Here is a 14,477-nt window from a genome sequence, read left to right as displayed (position 1 = left end):
TCAAGTGATGATTACGTGGTCTTCCATTGCTGGTTGGCGCCGCCGTTGCAGGTCCACAGGATGACCGGCGTGCCGTTGGCGGTGCGGGCCTGGTTGACGTCCAGGCACAGGCCGGACTGGCGGCCGGTGACGGTGCCGTTGGAGTTGAGGGTCCACTGCTGGTTGGCGCCGCCGTTGCAGTCCCAGATGTCCACGACGGTGCCCGTGGCGGTGCCCTGGCCGTACGCGTCCAGGCACTTGTTTCCGTAGACGCGCAGCTCACCGGAGGCGGTGGCGGTCCACTGCTGGTTGGCGCCGCCGTTGCAGTCGTAGATCGTCACCTGGGTCCCGTTGGTCTGGGAGGAGCCGGGGACGTCCAGGCACCGGTTGGAGGCCACGCCGCGCAGCACGGAGGCGCCCCCGGAGCCGGAGCCCCAGGCGTACCTGACCCGGTCGACACCGCTGCTGTTGGGGGTGCTCAGCGTGAGGTTGACGCCGCTGCCCTGCAGCGTCTGCAGGGTGTAGGGGTCGCCGTTGCGCAGGCCCGGCCAGTAGATCGCGCCCATGCCGAGGGAGCGGATCGTGTCGGTGTCCGCGCGCAGGTAGCGCACGAAGTTGTCGGTGCTGCTCGCGTCGTTGTAGTTCAGGCCCGTCGTCATCGGCGCGCCCATCTCGTCGACGACCGTGCGGGACGCGCACGAGCCGATCCGGTTCCTGAAGTCGGTGATCCAGTCGGCGTAGGTGTGGGTGCCCCAGAAGCCGTAGTGGTGCAGCGACAGGTAGGTGCCGTTCAGCCGGCTGTCGGCGCACACGGAGGTGACGTTGTCGTTGTAGCCGGTGCCGCTGACGAAGATCCGGTTCTTCGGGATCGAGGGGTGGGCGCTGATCCAGCCGGCGGCGACGTCCGCCCACGCCGACTGGCCGTAGCCGAACGGCTCGTTCATCGGCTCGAAGTAGACCAGGCTGTCGCCGCCGTACTTGGCGGTGATGGTGTTCCACATCGAGGTCCACGCCGCGACGTCGTCGATCTTGCCGTCCTTGGCGGAGGTGCCCTCCCAGTAGCCGAGAACGACCTTGAAGCCCTTGGCGGTCGCCGCGTCGATCGCGCCCGTGTACGAGTTCCACCAGCCGGTTCCGACGGAGTAGGGGTTGACCGGCAGCCGCACGGTGTTGGCGCCCAGATTGTTCTGGAAGCCGGTGAGGATGGCGTCGGCCTTCGCCTTCACGGTGGCGTAGCTGTCGGAGGCGGACAGTCCGGAGGGGACGACGGGGTCGTCGGCGTAGTTGTCGCGGGGGTCGGCCCAGTTGACGCCCTTGAACTGGCTGGTGTCGGCCGCCGCCGGCGTCGCGCCGGCCAGTACGCCGGCGGAGCCGACGGCCAGCGCCGCGAGCGCGCAGGCCAGTGAACGGCGGTGTGAACGCATTCCGGGGTGGTTGCGGGGCAGGGAGTGCATGGTGCTTCCTTTCGGGGGGAGGACCGGCAGCCGGGCCGAGGTCCAGTGGACCTGTCCGTTGGATCCGTCTGTCAGATAGGGGATCGGCTGTCGGTGGCCGGGACGGCGCCGCCGGTCGGCGGCGCCGCGGAAGTACGTATGCGGTGGTGCGGCGCGGTGAAATCGGGACATGGGGCCGGGAACGCGCGGGCCGGGTGGTCTCGGCGCCCGGCCCGTCCTGCCGCCGCGCTCCCCGCGGAGCGGCGGCAGCGATGGCGCCCGGTGACTACTGGCGGTGGCTGCTACTTGACGGTGAAGCCCTGCTCCTCGCCGTACTTCAGGGAGGCGTCCTGCCAGGCCTTCAGGCCGTCCTGCAGAGTGGTGGAGGAGGTGTACGCCTTGCCGACCGTGTCGTTGAAGATGCTGTTGGCGTAGACCTGGAAGGGCAGGTAGGACCAGCCGGTGACGACCTGGGAGGCGGACTCGGCGAGCACCTGGTTGACCTTCTGGCCGCCGAAGTAGGGGAACTCCTTGTCCTGGAACTTCGGGTCCTGCAGCTGGGCGGTGGTGGCGGGGAAGGCGCCGCCGTCGACCCGGGTCTGCACCCCTTCGTCGACGTTCGCGTACTTCAGGAAGGCGTAGGCGAGGTTCTTGTTGGCGCCGGCCTCGGGGATCGCCAGCGAGCTGCCGCCGTTCTCGGCGGTGGCCCTGCCGCCGGCCTCCCACTGCGGCATGGGCGCGACCTGCCACTTGCCCTCTCCGGCCTTGACCCCGGACTCGAGGTTGGCGGGCATCCAGGCGCCGATGACCAGGGTGGCGATGGTGCCGTCGCCCAGGCCCTTGTACCAGGCGTCGCTCCAGCTGGTGGCCGGCGCGAGCAGCTTGCCGTCGATCAGCTTCTGCCAGAGGCCGGTGAACTTCTGCGTGCCCGGTTCGGCGAAGTCGACCCCGACGGTGGTGCCGTCGACGGTGTACGGCTTGCCGCCCGCCTGCCAGATCATGCTGGTGGTGAAGCCCGCGTCACCGGTGTCGTTGGTGATGTACGCCTTGGGGTTCGCCTTGTGCAGCTTCTCGGCGTCGGCCGCGAACTCGTCCCAGGTGGTGGGCACCTTGAGGTCGTACTTGTCGAAGACCTCCTTGTTGTAGAACAGGGCCATCGGGCCGGAGTCCATGGGCAGGCCGTAGATGCCGTTGCCCATGTGGACGGAGTTCCACGGGCCGGGGGTGAAGGTGCCGTCCAGCGTGCCCGCGCCGAACGCGTTGAGGTCGGCGACCGACTTGGCGAGGGCGAACTGCGGCAGGGCGTAGTACTCCACCTGTGCGACGTCCGGAACCCCGGACCCGGCCTTGATCGCGTTCTGCAGGGCGGTGTACTGGTCGTTGCCGGTGCCGGCGTTGACGAGGTTGACCTTGACCTTCGGATACTTGGTCTGAAAGTCCGCGACGACCTGCTTGAGCGTCGGCTCCCAGGCCCAGACGGTGATCGAGCCGCCGGTGTCGAGCGCCTTCTGGATGTCGGCGTCGGAGACGCCGACGGACGCGGCGGGGGCGGCCGCGTCGCCGCCCGAGGAGGAGGCGTCGTCGCCGGAGCCGCAGGCGCCGGCGGTGAGCGACACGGTCAGGGCCGCGCTCAGCAGGAGGGCGCGACGGCGGGTTATCGCCATGGGATGTGCCTTTCTGAGTTATCCGGGGAGACAGACGTCGGTGGGGGCGGTCATTCCTTGGCCGGCCATTCCTTGGCCGGTCATTCCTTGACGCTTCCGGCGGCCAGGCCCGACTGCCAGTAGCGCTGGAGCAGCAGGAACGCCACGATCAGCGGGACGATGGTGAGCAGCGATCCGGTGATCACGAGGTTGAAGACGGCCTCGCCGCCCGCCGTGAGGGCCTGCTGGTTCCATTCCTTGAGGCCGACGGTGAGCGGATACCAGTCGGGGTCCTTCAGCATGATCAGCGGCAGGAAGTAGTTGTTCCAGGTCGCGACCACGTTGAACAGCAGCACCGTGACCAGGCCGGGGGCCAGCAGCGGCAGGCTGATGCGGAAGAAGGTGCGGAACTCGCCCGAGCCGTCCACCCGCGCCGACTCCAGGATCTCCTTGGGCACGGCGTCGGTGGCGAAGGTCCACATCAGGTAGAGGCCGAACGGCGAGACCAGCGACGGGATGATGATCGCCCACGGGGTGTCGGTCAGGCCCATGTTGGCGAACATCAGGAACGTGGGGACGGCCAGTGCCGTGCCGGGCACCGCCACCGCCCCGATCACCACGGCGAACACCGCCTTCTTGCCGGGGAAGTCGAACTTCGCCAGCCCGTAGCCGGCGAGCGTCGCCAGCAGGGTCGCGCCGCCCGCCCCGACGACCACGTACAGCAGGGTGTTGAGCAGCCAGCGGACGAAGATCCCGTCGTTGTACGTGAAGGCCGTGCCGATGTTGTCGAACAGGGCGAAGTCGCCGTCGAACCACAGGCCGAAGGAGCCGAGCAGCCCCTCCTGGGTCTTGGTGGCGTTGATCACCAGCCACACCAGGGGGAGCAGCGTGTAGACGAGCATGAGCGCGGTCAGCACGGTGAGCGTCGCGCTGCGGCGGTCCTGCGGGGACCGGCGCCGCCGGACGACCAGAGGGCCCCGGGCCGGGGCGGTCTTCGGGCGAGGCGCCCGGTCGGCGGTGGGGGTGGAGGTCGCCATGGCTCAGACCGCCTTCCGCATGCCGCGCAGCTGGACGAGGTAGGCGACGATCATCGTGATGATCCCCATGACGATGGCGACCGTCGCCGAGTAGTTGAACTGCTGGCCCGCGAAGGACAGCGAGTAGGCGTAGTAGTTCGGCGTGAAGTAGGTGGTGACCGAGTTCGGCGCGATCGTCTTGAGGATGCTCGGCTCGTTGAACAGCTGGAAGCTGCCGATGATCGAGAAGATCGTGGCGATCAGCAGCGCGCCGCGCAGGGCGGGGAGCTTGATCGCCCAGATGATCCGGAGCTGGCCGGCCCCGTCGAGCGCGGCGGCCTCGTACAGCGAGGGGTTCACCACCTTCAGCGCCGAGTAGAGGATCAGCATGTTGTAGCCCACGAACTCCCAGGTCACGATGTTGCCGATGGAGGCGAGGACCAGGTCGGGCGACAGCGGGTCGGGCAGCGAGATCCCGAACGCCTCGTCGATGTTGCCGATCAGGCCGAACCTGGTCCCGTACATGAAGCCCCACATCAGCGTGGCGACGACCGCGGGCACCGCGTACGGCAGGAACACCGAGATCCGGAAGAACGCCGACCCGTACAGCCTGCCGCTGTCGATCGCGAGCGCGATCAGCAGCGCGAGGAACAACATGATCGGCACCTGGACGACCAGGAAGAGCGCGACGCGCCCGAACGCCGACCAGAACTGCGGGTCCTGCAGGACCTTCAGGTAGTTGTCCGCGCCGACGAAGGACGTCCCGCCGATCAGCCGGGTGCGGAACAGGCTCAGGTAGACCGAGTACGCGATCGGGGCCAGGAAGACCAGCGCGAAGACCGCCATGAACGGCCCGACGAACTGCCAGCCGACCCATGACCGGCGTCTGGCGGCCCAGACCCCCCGACCGTTCGAATACCCTTCCGAGACCACCGGCTCGCTCCTCTCCGCGGCGTGGTTACCGGCCGTGACTCTCCTGTTTACGTGAACATCGCGAGCATGTTTACGTGAACATCGCGAGCGAACGAGCACGGCTCAGTCGTTGCGGAGGGTGATTTCTCGAGTCGCCGAGGTTATGTTTACGTAAACTTCTGCTGCGGTATGGTGGCACCCGTCCTACGAGAGGTCAAGGGCTCCCCACGTCACAGCCGGTCGGATCGCGGCGTACGATCTCCGGCGACGGGGGCGAGCAGGCGGGAGCGACACAGGAATGGATCCGGACGGCCGGGCCCGGCAGGTCCCGGCGCCGATCGGCGGCGCGCAGCGGGGCGGCTCGGGCATCCCGGGCGGGCGCCGCAAGCAGCGGGTCTCCATGGCCGACGTGGCCAGGCTCGCGGGTGTCTCGTCGCAGACGGTCTCCAGGGTCGCCAACGGCCATCCGGGCGTCGTCGGCGCGACCCGCGAACAGGTGCTCGCGGCGATGCGGGAGCTGGGCTACCGCCCCAACAGCGCCGCCCGGGCGCTGCGGTACGGGCAGTTCAACACGATCGGCGTGATCCTCTTCGGGCTGGCGTCGACCGGCAACAGCCGCACCGTGGAGGCGATCGCCACCCACGCCGCGGCCGAGGGCTACGCGATCACGTTGATCCCCATCGGCATCCCCACCCAGGACAACGTGCTGGGCGCCTTCACCCGGATGGGCGAGCTGGCCGTCGACGCCGTCATCGTGATCATCGAGATCCACCTCCTCGACGCCGGCACGGTGACGCTTCCTCCGGGCGTCCACGTGGTCGTCGTGGACTCCGACGCCGGAGACCGCTACAGCGTCGTCGACACCGACCAGGCCGAGGGCGCCCGGCTCGCCGTACGCCACCTTCTCGACCTGGGCCATCACACGGTCTGGCACGTCACCGGCCCGAAGACGTCCTTCGCCAGTCAGCGCCGCGCGCAGGCGTGGCGCCTGGCCCTGGAGGAGGCAGGGCGTCCTGTGCCCCCGCCGCTGCACGGCGACTGGTCCGCCGAGTCGGGCTACGCCGCCGGGCTGGCGCTGGCCGGCGAACCCGGCTGCACGGCGGTGTTCGCCTCCAACGACCAGATGGCACTCGGCCTGCTGCGCGCCTTCCACGAGCGGGGGAGGGCGGTCCCCGCCGACGTCAGCGTGGTCGGCTTCGACGACATCCCCGACGCCTCCTGCTTCGTCCCTCCGCTGACGACCGTCCACCAGGACTTCGCCGAGGTCGGCCGGCGCTGCGTCCAGGGCGCCCTGCGGCAGATCCGTGAGGGCGGCACCTCGCAGCCCGGCACCGACCTCGTCCCCACCCGCCTGGTCGTCCGCGACAGCACCGCGCCGCCGCGCACCCGGACCTGAGGCAGCCTCCCGAGGAGGCCGGGCGTGCCGGTCGGCAAGCGGCCGGCACGGGGGTCATGTGGTCCTCCCGGCGCTCAGCGACGGCATGGCGGGGATCACGCCGGCGAGCCATCCGGCGGGGTCAGCGGAGAAGCGCGGTGCCGCCTGCGCCTCCCACCACGACCGTACGGCGAGGATCGTCTCCGCCTTCCCCGTCCGGCCGTCCCGGTAGCCGACCTCGCGTTGGCCGGTCTCCCGGACGACGACGCGGCCCCGCTTCGCGCCGGCGTCGTAGTCGTTCCAGTTGACGCCGTGGCCGGACCACAGCATCTCCTGCATCTGCCCGGTGGACCTGCCGTGGAGCTCCCGGTGGGAGAACTTCGCCTGTGCGGCCATGGTGATGCTGTTGCGCACGCAGTCGTTCTGCCGCCACAGGAAGTAGTTCGCGACTTCGAACGGGTCGGCGAGTGTGAACGCGCGGGCGTCGAACGTGGCATGCCGGCCGTCGGCGCCGCCGGTGGCGTACGCCTCGTTGAACGCGATCGTCGCGATGCTCGCGGCCACGCTGACGATCTTTTGAGTCACGCCGCCGAACCACGGCTGCGAGGACGGGGCGGCGAAGTCGGTCATGAGGACGCTGCACTCGTCGGACTGGACGTAGGCGAACACGCTGCCGGTGATCTCCTCGCACAGCGCCCTGCCGACCTCGTTCATGGCGTCCATGACCGCATGGTCGAACGGCCGGTGGGCGTCGCGGAGGAAGGTGTGGAACGCCCGCCCGTCGACGCGGAGGATCGTGTACGCCCGGCGCGGCAGCACACTCCTGGTGGCGCGCTCGTAGGCCTTCATGCGGTCGCCGAGCGCGGTCTTGTCGCTCATGCCGGTGTCTCCTTGGCCTTCGCCGCCTGGCCGGTCTCGGGGTGGGGTGGGTGATGCAGGATCTCACGCCGCGGGGGAGGGGCCGCCACTGCTTATCGCGACCCGTGTGAGGCAGGGCCGGCCTCGCCGTCGCCCTGTTCATCGGTGACCTGGAGCCTGCCCAGGAGCATCAGCAGGAGCTCGTCGACGATCTGGTCGAGGGTGGCGTCGACCCAGCCCACGGCCCAGTCGTGCATGAGCCCGTTGATCGCTCCGATGAACGCGGCGGCCGTGACGCGGAAGTCGCGCGAGGGGATCTCGCCGCGGCTGGCGGCGTCGTCCAGCTGCTCGCACAGGAAGTCGATCCAGCGGGCGCGGCGGTCCAGGCGCTGGCGGTCGAGCCGGGGGCTGACGCCGATGATCTCCACGGACGCGATGCGGGTATGGCGGGGGTCGGCGGTGGCCCCGGCGGCGTACGCGCGAAACAGCCGGGTGCAGCGGTCGATGGGCTCCAGGTGCCGCACCTGGGGGAGGACGTCGAGGACGGCCCGCTGGGCGACGTCGTTGACGTACAGGTGCAGCTCGGCCAGCAGGTCCTCCAGGGTGTGGAACTCCTCGTAGAACTGACGGCTGGACAGGCCCGCGGCCCGGCACACGTCCGTGATCCTGGTCGCGCGGTAGCCGGGGCCGGCGCCGAACAGGTCCAGGCCCGCCTCCAGGAAGCGCCTGCGGCGCTTGGCCTGCCGTTCGGCCGCCGACCTGCCGCCGTACCAGCCCGCCGCCGGGGTGATCCTGCCCGCCACCGCGTCCTCCGCTCCGTTTGCATGAATTTTGGGCCGGCCATGCTCCATCTCCGCCCACCTCCCACCCCCCGGAGGAAGAACATGCACGCTCCGGCCCTCGCACGTTGGCGCAGATCCCTGCTCGCCGCCGCCGTGACGGTCGCCGGCGTCGTCGTCTGCGGCGTTCCCGCCGGTCCCGCGAGCGCCGCCGACGGACTGCGCGAGGTGATGTTCGTCGGCAACAACTGGGACGGCACCGCGGACGTCATCGAGTCGAGCGGGAGCTTCGCCAGGATCGGCCGGATCAACGTCATCCCCGACAAGGCCCGGCGGCTGGCCGAGATCTACCTCAATCCCGTCAAGCTGGCCTTTTTCCTGGGCATCCGGCAGGGGCCCGGCGAGGGCCACGACCAGTTCGTCGACGACATGTACGCCACCCCGGACGGCACGGCCATGGTCGTCTCACGCCCGAGCTTCGCCGACGTGGTGTCGATCGACCTGGCCACCGGCGCGGTCAGATGGCGGTTCCCGGTCTCCGGCTTCCGCGCCGACCACATGGCCGTGTCGCCCGACGGCACCCGGGTCGCGGTGTCGGCCTCCACCTCCAACACCGTGCACGTCCTGGATATCAACACCGGCAGGCAGCTCGGCTCGTTCGGCACCGGAGACAAGCCGCACGAGAACATCTTCACCGGCGGCGGCAGATACATCTGGAACATGTCGATCGGCGAGGTCGACAACGACTTCGACAGCCCGTCCCAGGACTGGCTGAAGGGCGACCGCCACATCACGATCGCGGACGCCTCGACGTACAAGGTCGTCAGGACCGTCGACATGCGGAGCCGGCTGGACGCCTTCGGCCGCAAGGACCTGTCGGACGCGGTGCGGCCCGCCATCTTCACGCCCGACGAGTCGAAGCTGTACTTCCAGGTCTCGTTCTTCAACGGCTTCGCCGAGTACGACACGGCCACCGACAAGATCACGCGGATCAAGACCCTGCCGAAGAACCCGGCCACCAGCGAGGACCGCACCACCTGGGTCAACGACTCCCGTCACCACGGGCTGTCGATCAACCCCGCCGGTGACAAGCTCTGCGTCGCCGGGACGATGGACGACTACGCCACCGTCGTCGACCGGGCCACGCTGCAGGAGGGCCCGCTGGTGAGCGCGTCCAAGCCCTACTGGGCCACCGTCAGCGGCGACGGACGGGCCTGCGTCATCTCCGAGAGCGGCGCCGACCGGGTCACCGCCATCGACTTCGCGACCGGGCAGAAGATCACCTCGGTGCCGGTCGGCGACCACCCGCAGCGCGTCCGCATCGCCCGCATCCCGGCCGGCTGGACCCCTCCGGCCGCCGGCTGAACCCCCGTGAGTGCCGGGACGGGCCGCCCCGTCCCGGCACCACCGGTCGCGCTCGCCCGGCTCCCCGATCCGTGCCCGTCCGACAGCCGGACGGCGACCACGGCGGCCACCACGAGCGCGATCGCGACCACGAGAGAGACCAGCGCAGTCCGGCCGCCGGCGAGCAGCGCTGCGGCCAGTGCGAAGGGGACCCCGGTGACGACCGCGGTGACCGCGCTGGGGAGGTGCAGCGGGCCCACGTGGGTGGAGTACATCCCTCCCAAGGCGATCCAGCAGACGCCGCCTCCGGTGACGACGAGGACGCCCCAGCCGACACACCGGCCGGGCGTAGCGGTCATCGGCGACGCGCCCGCGGTCAACCGGGCCACCCCGGCCAGCACCCAGGCCGCCACGGCCGCGAGCAGAAGGGCGGACAGTACGAAACCCACCATCCCCACCATGAGCGTGCCGAGGATCACGACGGGGACCACACACGCGAGCAGCAACGATCCGACGATCCACGCGCCCGCGATCTGCGCTACCCGCAATGTCACGAGCACCGACGGTTTGGGCGAGCCGGGCGATGCCGGATCCGCATCCATGGTCATGTGACGACAATGCGGTCTTGATCACGAGCTGTCCAGTGCGGGGGCGATCCTGCTGGTTCGGCGACGGCCGTTCGGGTGCCCCCGCGGGAGCGCGCCTGCCTCAGCAGACGCGGGCACGCTCCCGACTCACGGGTGCGGGGGGACTCAGGCGTCCTCGTCCAGTTGGATGGCGGCGGCGGGGCAGACGGCGGCGGCCTCGCGGACCGCGGTGTGCTGGTCCTCGGCGGGCTCGGGCTCCAGCAGGACGACGATGCCGTCCTCGTCGCGCTGGTCGAACACCTCCGGTGCGATCAACACGCACTGGCCGGCGCCGCAGCACTTCTCCTCGTCGACGATGACCTTCATGTCCATGTCCTCCTTGCCATCGAGTCTTTGTGGTCAGGGGTCACCAGCGGACCGGGACCTCGCGCAGGCCGCCGACGGCCAGTCCCTCCACGCGTTCCAGCTCCTCCACGGGCACGGCCAGCTCCAGCGTCGGGAGCCTGCGCAGCAGCACCTCCAGGACGACCTGCAGCTCGGTGCGGGCCAGCGCCTGCCCCAGACACGAGTGGGCGCCGGAGCCGAAGGCCAGGTGGGGGTTCGGGCTTCGGGTCAGGTCCATCTCGGCGGCGTCGTCGAAGGCGGTCTCGTCGCGGTTGGCGGCGGCCATGCTGCACACCACGGTCGTGCCGCGGGGCAGGACCGTCCCGCTGACCTCGGTCTCCGCGTTCAGGTAGCGGGGCAGGCCGAAGCCGGAGTTGGCGTCGAAGCGCAGCGACTCCTCCACCGTGGTCCGGATATGCGACGGGTCGGCCAGCAGCCGCTCCCACCGGGAGCGGTCGGCCAGCAGCATGGAGACCATCTTGCCGATCATGTTGGCGGTGGTCTCGTGCCCGGCGACCAGCAGCGCCATGCCGGTGACCAGGATCTGGATGTCGGACAGCCCGCCGTCTTCTGGGCCTCCGGCCGTGATCAGCTCGCTCAGCAGGTCGTCGCCGGGCTCGGCGCGCTTGGCGGCGACGAGGTCGGACATGTACTGGAAGAACTCGCCCTGGGCGGCCTCGATCTCGGCCTTGCCGTAGCGGGTGAGGTTGAGCAGCGTGTCCGACCAGTAGGAGAACCGGTCCCGGTCGGCGGCGGGCACGCCGAGCATGTCGCAGATGACGTAGACCGGCAGCGGGAAACCGAGGCTCGCCCTGAGGTCGCCCGGCGCACCGCGCTTGACCATGTCGTCGATGAGATCCTCGGCGATCCGGATCATCGCCGGCCGCATGGCGTTCATGCGCTTGGCGGTGAACCACTTGCCGACCAGGCGCCGCCAGTGCTGGTGCTCCTCGCCGCTGTCGGGGATGATCGTCGCCATCTCGCTGCTGAACACCCCGCCGCCGTCCGCCGACAGGCGGGCCGCGTCTGGCGCGTTGAGCTGGCGGGTGAAGCGCGGGTCGGCCAGCACCTGCTTGACGTCCTCGTAGCGGGTCAGCAGCGTCGCCCGGTCGCCGCTGGGCAGCGTGACGTGGGCCACCGGGCATTGGGTGCGCAACTCGGCCCACTCCGCGGGCGGGTCAAGCGCCGCGTCGTTGGGGATCGGGTAGCTCAGGACCTGGTCGTTGACACTCATTCGGCATCTCCTGTGTATGGATGGTCGGTCGCCGTGCACCCTCCGGATCGGAAGGACGGCGCCCCTCACGTATGCCCGGGGAAGCGTGAAGGCCGGTCTTGCCGGTGCCCGTCTGCATGCAAACTCCCGGGTGTCTCAGAGGCGGGTGTCTCAGGGGCGGGGCGTCTCAGGGGCGGGCGGCGACCGTGCTCACGGCGGCCGCCCAGGCGGCGCCGGCCGCGATCATGGCCCGCCAGGTGCGCAGGGTCTTCGGCGGCATGCCGACGGCGAGCACTCCGGTCAGCCGCGTGCCGGTGCGGTAGGCGAGCAGGAAACGCCGCTGCGCGATGTCGCCGTCCACGACGACCGCCTCGTCGTGGCCGCGCAGGTGCCCGTACGCCTGGACCTTCATGCCGTACTGGTCGGACCAGAAGTACGGCACCGGGGCGAACGGCCGCCGGGCCTCGGGGGAGAGCAGGTTGCGGGCCACGGCCATGCCCTGCTCGGCGGCGTTGGTGCGGTGCTCGACCCGCATGGCCGTGCCGAACAGGGGGTTGTGCCAGCGGGCGACGTCCCCCGCGCCGTACACGCCGGGTGCGGCGGCGCTGAACTCGTCGCACACCAGCCCGTCGGCCAGGGGGAGCCCGCTGCCCTCCAGCCAGCCGGTGTTGGGCACGGAGCCGATGGCCACAAGCACGTCGTCGGCCGGCAGGACCGTCCCGTCGTCCAGCCGCACACCGCTGACCGCGCCGCCGGTGCTGACGGCCTCGCGGACGGCGGCGTCGGTGCGCAGGTCGACCCCGTGGTCGCGATGGACCCCGGCCAGGAACCGTCCCGCCTGCTCGCCGACGGCCTGCGCCATCGGTACCGGGCCCGCCTCCAGCATCGTCACCTCCACCCCCAGGGTGCGGGCGACGGCGGCGACCTCGGCTCCCACGAACCCGGCGCCGACGATCACCAGCCGCCGTCCCGGACGCAGACGGGCCTTCAGCGCGAGAGCGTCGTCCAGGGTGCGCAGCGTGTGCATCCCGGCCACCCCCTCGCTTCCCGGCAGCCGACGGGAGCGGACACCGGTCGCGACGACCAGCCCGTCGTACGGCACGCGGGCGCCGTCGGCCAGTTCCAGCGCCCGCCAGGCCACGTCCAGCCCGGTCGCGGCCACTCCCAGGCGCAGGTCGAGGTCCAGCGCCTCGATGTCGTCCTCCCGCCGCAGCGGCAGCCGGCCGGGCTCCCATTCCCCGGTCAGGATCTGCTTCGACAGCGGCGGCCGGTCGTACGGCGGATGCGGCTCGTCGCCGACGAGCGTGAGGACGCCTCGGTAGCCGGACCTGCGCAGCGCCTCGGCGGTGACCAGCCCGCCCGCCGAGGCTCCGACGATCACGACCCGGTTCACGACTGCCCCAGCGTGTTCATCGCGTTCCCTCCGATTCGCTGATGAGACCGGCGGCGGTGGCGCCGGCCAGGGGCTCGGGGGGACGCCCACGACCGGGTTCAACCGGACAACTTTGTCCGGAACACCGTAGCCCGCTTGACAGTGATATGTCGAGTAAAGGTTGGTGAGATGTCGAGGAATCGGACATTGATGTCCGGTTGCTATCCTGGCCACATGGCTGTAGCGCGCCGGACGAACAGGGGACCCAGCGCCGCGGCGGGGAACCGGGCGGCGCTGATCGCCGCGGCCCGGGAGGTGTTCGCCGCCGCGGGCTACGACGCACCGCTCAGCGCGGTCGCCCGCGCCGCCGGGGTCGGCCAGGGCAGCCTCTATCGGCACTTCCCCGACCGCACCAGCCTCGCCCTGGCCGTGTTCGAGGACGGCGTCGCCGAACTGGAGGCGCTGGCCGCCGAGCCCTGCTCGACGCTCGACGACCTGCTTAGTCTGATCACCGAGCAGACCATCGCATCGACCGCGTTCATCGAGATGGTCAGCGCGTCCGGCGACGACCTGCGGACCATCGCCGTACGCGACCGCGTGGCCAAGCTGCTGGACGGCAAGCTCGCCGCGGCCCGGCGCGCGGGGCACGTCCGCGCGGACCTCACCACCGAGGACCTGATCCTGGCCGTCAGCATGTTCGCCGCGGTCCTCACCATGAGACCGGCGCCGGCCCGGCGCGTCGCCGCCGCACGGGCGTGGGCCCTGCTGCGCAAGGGCATGGACGCCTAACCGGGCGATCCCGCGGCAACTGAGCGAACCACGCTCGGCCGTGCGGCGCGCGTAAGCGCACCTCCTGGGGGAGACGACAACGGAGGGGCCGCATGGAGGACGGGTGGACGCGATCATCAACTGGCTTTGGGGCCTGTCGGGCACGGTGCTCTACGCGGTCGTGGCCGCGCTGGTCTTCGCCGAGGACGCGCTGTTCGTGGGGTTCGTCGTGCCGGGGGAGACGGCCGCCGTGCTGGGCGGCGTGCTCGCCAGCCAGGGCAGGCTGTCGGTGTACTGGCTGGGGCTCGTGGTGACGCTGGCCGCCATAGCCGGCGACAGCGCGGGTTACCTCATCGGCCGCCGCCTCGGCCCCAGCATCCTGGACGTAGGGGTCCTGCGCCGCCGTCGCGACCGCGTGGAGAGGGCCCAGGCGCTGATCCGCCGATGGGGTCCCCAGGCGGTGCTCATCGCTCGGTTCGTCGCGTTCCTCCGCGCCATGATGCCGACCCTGGCCGGGGTGTCGCGCATGCACTACCGGCGGTTCTTCCTGTTCAACGTCCTGGGCGGGGTGCTCTGGGGAGTCGGTTACACCCTCCTGGGCTTCTTCGCCGGAGAGGCGTACGAGCAGGTGCAGTCGGCCGTCGGCGGTGTGGTCGCGGCCGTTCTCGCCGCGGTCGTCGTGACCGCTCTGGTCGTGTGGCGCGTCCGGCGGCACCGCAGAGGCTCGTGCGAGCGCGGGAAGTCCGGCCGCTGAGCCCCTCGCGCCGCGCCTATAGCAGCGACAGCCGCTCGGCCGAGATCGTATGAAGGGGTT

The 14,477-nt window shown here is 70.5% G+C and carries 13 protein-coding genes; 4 read left to right on the top strand and 9 right to left on the bottom strand.

The features are described from left to right. Positions 1 to 11: 11 nt before the first annotated feature. The 4 genes from ACQEVJ_RS25055 to ACQEVJ_RS25040 form a co-directional block, all read right to left on the bottom strand. Positions 12 to 1,433 (bottom strand): ricin-type beta-trefoil lectin domain protein, encoded by a 1,422-nt coding sequence (locus ACQEVJ_RS25055; RefSeq protein ID WP_433104967.1) that lies wholly within the window; start codon positions 1,431 to 1,433, stop codon positions 12 to 14. 281 nt (positions 1,434 to 1,714) lie between these two features. After that, the gene (locus tag ACQEVJ_RS25050; RefSeq protein WP_433104965.1) at positions 1,715 to 3,076 is read right to left on the bottom strand and encodes an ABC transporter substrate-binding protein; all 1,362 of its coding nucleotides are present in this window, start codon (positions 3,074 to 3,076) and stop codon (positions 1,715 to 1,717) included. An 80-nt stretch (positions 3,077 to 3,156) separates the two neighbouring features. Next, positions 3,157 to 4,092 carry a carbohydrate ABC transporter permease gene (locus ACQEVJ_RS25045; protein WP_433104963.1) on the bottom strand — a complete coding sequence of 312 codons (936 nt, stop codon included), beginning with the start codon at positions 4,090 to 4,092 and terminating at the stop codon, positions 3,157 to 3,159. A 3-nt stretch (positions 4,093 to 4,095) separates the two neighbouring features. Further along, positions 4,096 to 5,004, bottom strand: coding sequence for a carbohydrate ABC transporter permease (locus tag ACQEVJ_RS25040; RefSeq protein ID WP_433104961.1), 909 nt, complete (start codon positions 5,002 to 5,004; stop codon positions 4,096 to 4,098). A 277-nt stretch (positions 5,005 to 5,281) separates the two neighbouring features. Here ACQEVJ_RS25040 and ACQEVJ_RS25035 point away from each other — a divergent pair, with 277 nt between their 5' ends. Then, positions 5,282 to 6,379 carry a LacI family DNA-binding transcriptional regulator gene (locus ACQEVJ_RS25035; protein ID WP_433104959.1) on the top strand — a complete coding sequence of 366 codons (1,098 nt, stop codon included), beginning with the start codon at positions 5,282 to 5,284 and terminating at the stop codon, positions 6,377 to 6,379. Between the two features lie 54 nt (positions 6,380 to 6,433). On the opposite strand, the gene ACQEVJ_RS25030 is transcribed toward ACQEVJ_RS25035, so the two are convergent. Together ACQEVJ_RS25030 and ACQEVJ_RS25025 are read right to left on the bottom strand one after the other, a co-directional pair. Next, a complete protein-coding gene (locus ACQEVJ_RS25030; protein ID WP_433104957.1) occupies positions 6,434 to 7,237 on the bottom strand; it encodes a tRNA(His) guanylyltransferase Thg1 family protein in 804 nt (267 codons plus the stop codon). 92 nt (positions 7,238 to 7,329) lie between these two features. Next, positions 7,330 to 8,019, bottom strand: a complete 690-nt coding sequence (locus ACQEVJ_RS25025) for a TetR/AcrR family transcriptional regulator (protein ID WP_433104955.1) — start codon at positions 8,017 to 8,019, stop codon at positions 7,330 to 7,332. Positions 8,020 to 8,100: 81 nt separating this feature from the next. Here ACQEVJ_RS25025 and ACQEVJ_RS25020 point away from each other — a divergent pair, with 81 nt between their 5' ends. Next, a complete protein-coding gene (locus ACQEVJ_RS25020) occupies positions 8,101 to 9,360 on the top strand; it encodes a YncE family protein (RefSeq protein WP_433104953.1) in 1,260 nt (419 codons plus the stop codon). Positions 9,361 to 10,091: 731 nt separating this feature from the next. Here ACQEVJ_RS25020 and ACQEVJ_RS25015 read toward each other — a convergent pair. From ACQEVJ_RS25015 to ACQEVJ_RS25005, 3 genes are all read right to left on the bottom strand, one after another. Then, complete coding sequence (locus ACQEVJ_RS25015) at positions 10,092 to 10,292, bottom strand: ferredoxin (RefSeq protein ID WP_433112952.1); 201 nt, start codon at positions 10,290 to 10,292, stop codon at positions 10,092 to 10,094. A 40-nt stretch (positions 10,293 to 10,332) separates the two neighbouring features. Further along, a complete protein-coding gene (locus ACQEVJ_RS25010) occupies positions 10,333 to 11,544 on the bottom strand; it encodes a cytochrome P450 (RefSeq protein WP_433104951.1) in 1,212 nt (403 codons plus the stop codon). Between the two features lie 166 nt (positions 11,545 to 11,710). Next, positions 11,711 to 12,916, bottom strand: coding sequence for an NAD(P)/FAD-dependent oxidoreductase (locus ACQEVJ_RS25005; RefSeq protein ID WP_433104949.1), 1,206 nt, complete (start codon positions 12,914 to 12,916; stop codon positions 11,711 to 11,713). A 213-nt stretch (positions 12,917 to 13,129) separates the two neighbouring features. Here ACQEVJ_RS25005 and ACQEVJ_RS25000 point away from each other — a divergent pair, with 213 nt between their 5' ends. Together ACQEVJ_RS25000 and ACQEVJ_RS24995 are read left to right on the top strand one after the other, a co-directional pair. After that, complete coding sequence (locus ACQEVJ_RS25000; RefSeq protein WP_433104947.1) at positions 13,130 to 13,684, top strand: TetR/AcrR family transcriptional regulator; 555 nt, start codon at positions 13,130 to 13,132, stop codon at positions 13,682 to 13,684. A gap of 103 nt (positions 13,685 to 13,787) precedes the next feature. Then, positions 13,788 to 14,417 (top strand): DedA family protein, encoded by a 630-nt coding sequence (locus tag ACQEVJ_RS24995; RefSeq protein WP_433104945.1) that lies wholly within the window; start codon positions 13,788 to 13,790, stop codon positions 14,415 to 14,417. The last annotated feature ends 60 nt before the right edge of the window (positions 14,418 to 14,477 follow it).

The sequence above is a fragment of the Microbispora sp. CA-102843 genome, assembly GCF_050936215.1.
Lineage (GTDB): Bacteria > Actinomycetota > Actinomycetes > Streptosporangiales > Streptosporangiaceae > Microbispora.
The sequence above is the reverse complement of the archived record's forward strand: the minus strand, read 5'-3'. Positions and strand labels throughout refer to the sequence as shown.

Coding starts and splice junctions, on each gene's coding strand:
- ACQEVJ_RS25045 (WP_433104963.1), bottom strand. CDS start 4,092: ATGGCGACCTCCACCCCCACCGCCGACCGGGCGCCTCGCCCGAAGACC.
- ACQEVJ_RS25030 (WP_433104957.1), bottom strand. CDS start 7,237: ATGAGCGACAAGACCGCGCTCGGCGACCGCATGAAGGCCTACGAGCGC.
- ACQEVJ_RS25020 (WP_433104953.1), top strand. CDS start 8,101: ATGCACGCTCCGGCCCTCGCACGTTGGCGCAGATCCCTGCTCGCCGCC.
- ACQEVJ_RS25050 (WP_433104965.1), bottom strand. CDS start 3,076: ATGGCGATAACCCGCCGTCGCGCCCTCCTGCTGAGCGCGGCCCTGACC.
- ACQEVJ_RS25055 (WP_433104967.1), bottom strand. CDS start 1,433: ATGCACTCCCTGCCCCGCAACCACCCCGGAATGCGTTCACACCGCCGT.
- ACQEVJ_RS25035 (WP_433104959.1), top strand. CDS start 5,282: ATGGATCCGGACGGCCGGGCCCGGCAGGTCCCGGCGCCGATCGGCGGC.
- ACQEVJ_RS25000 (WP_433104947.1), top strand. CDS start 13,130: ATGGCTGTAGCGCGCCGGACGAACAGGGGACCCAGCGCCGCGGCGGGG.
- ACQEVJ_RS25015 (WP_433112952.1), bottom strand. CDS start 10,292: ATGAAGGTCATCGTCGACGAGGAGAAGTGCTGCGGCGCCGGCCAGTGC.
- ACQEVJ_RS25010 (WP_433104951.1), bottom strand. CDS start 11,544: ATGAGTGTCAACGACCAGGTCCTGAGCTACCCGATCCCCAACGACGCG.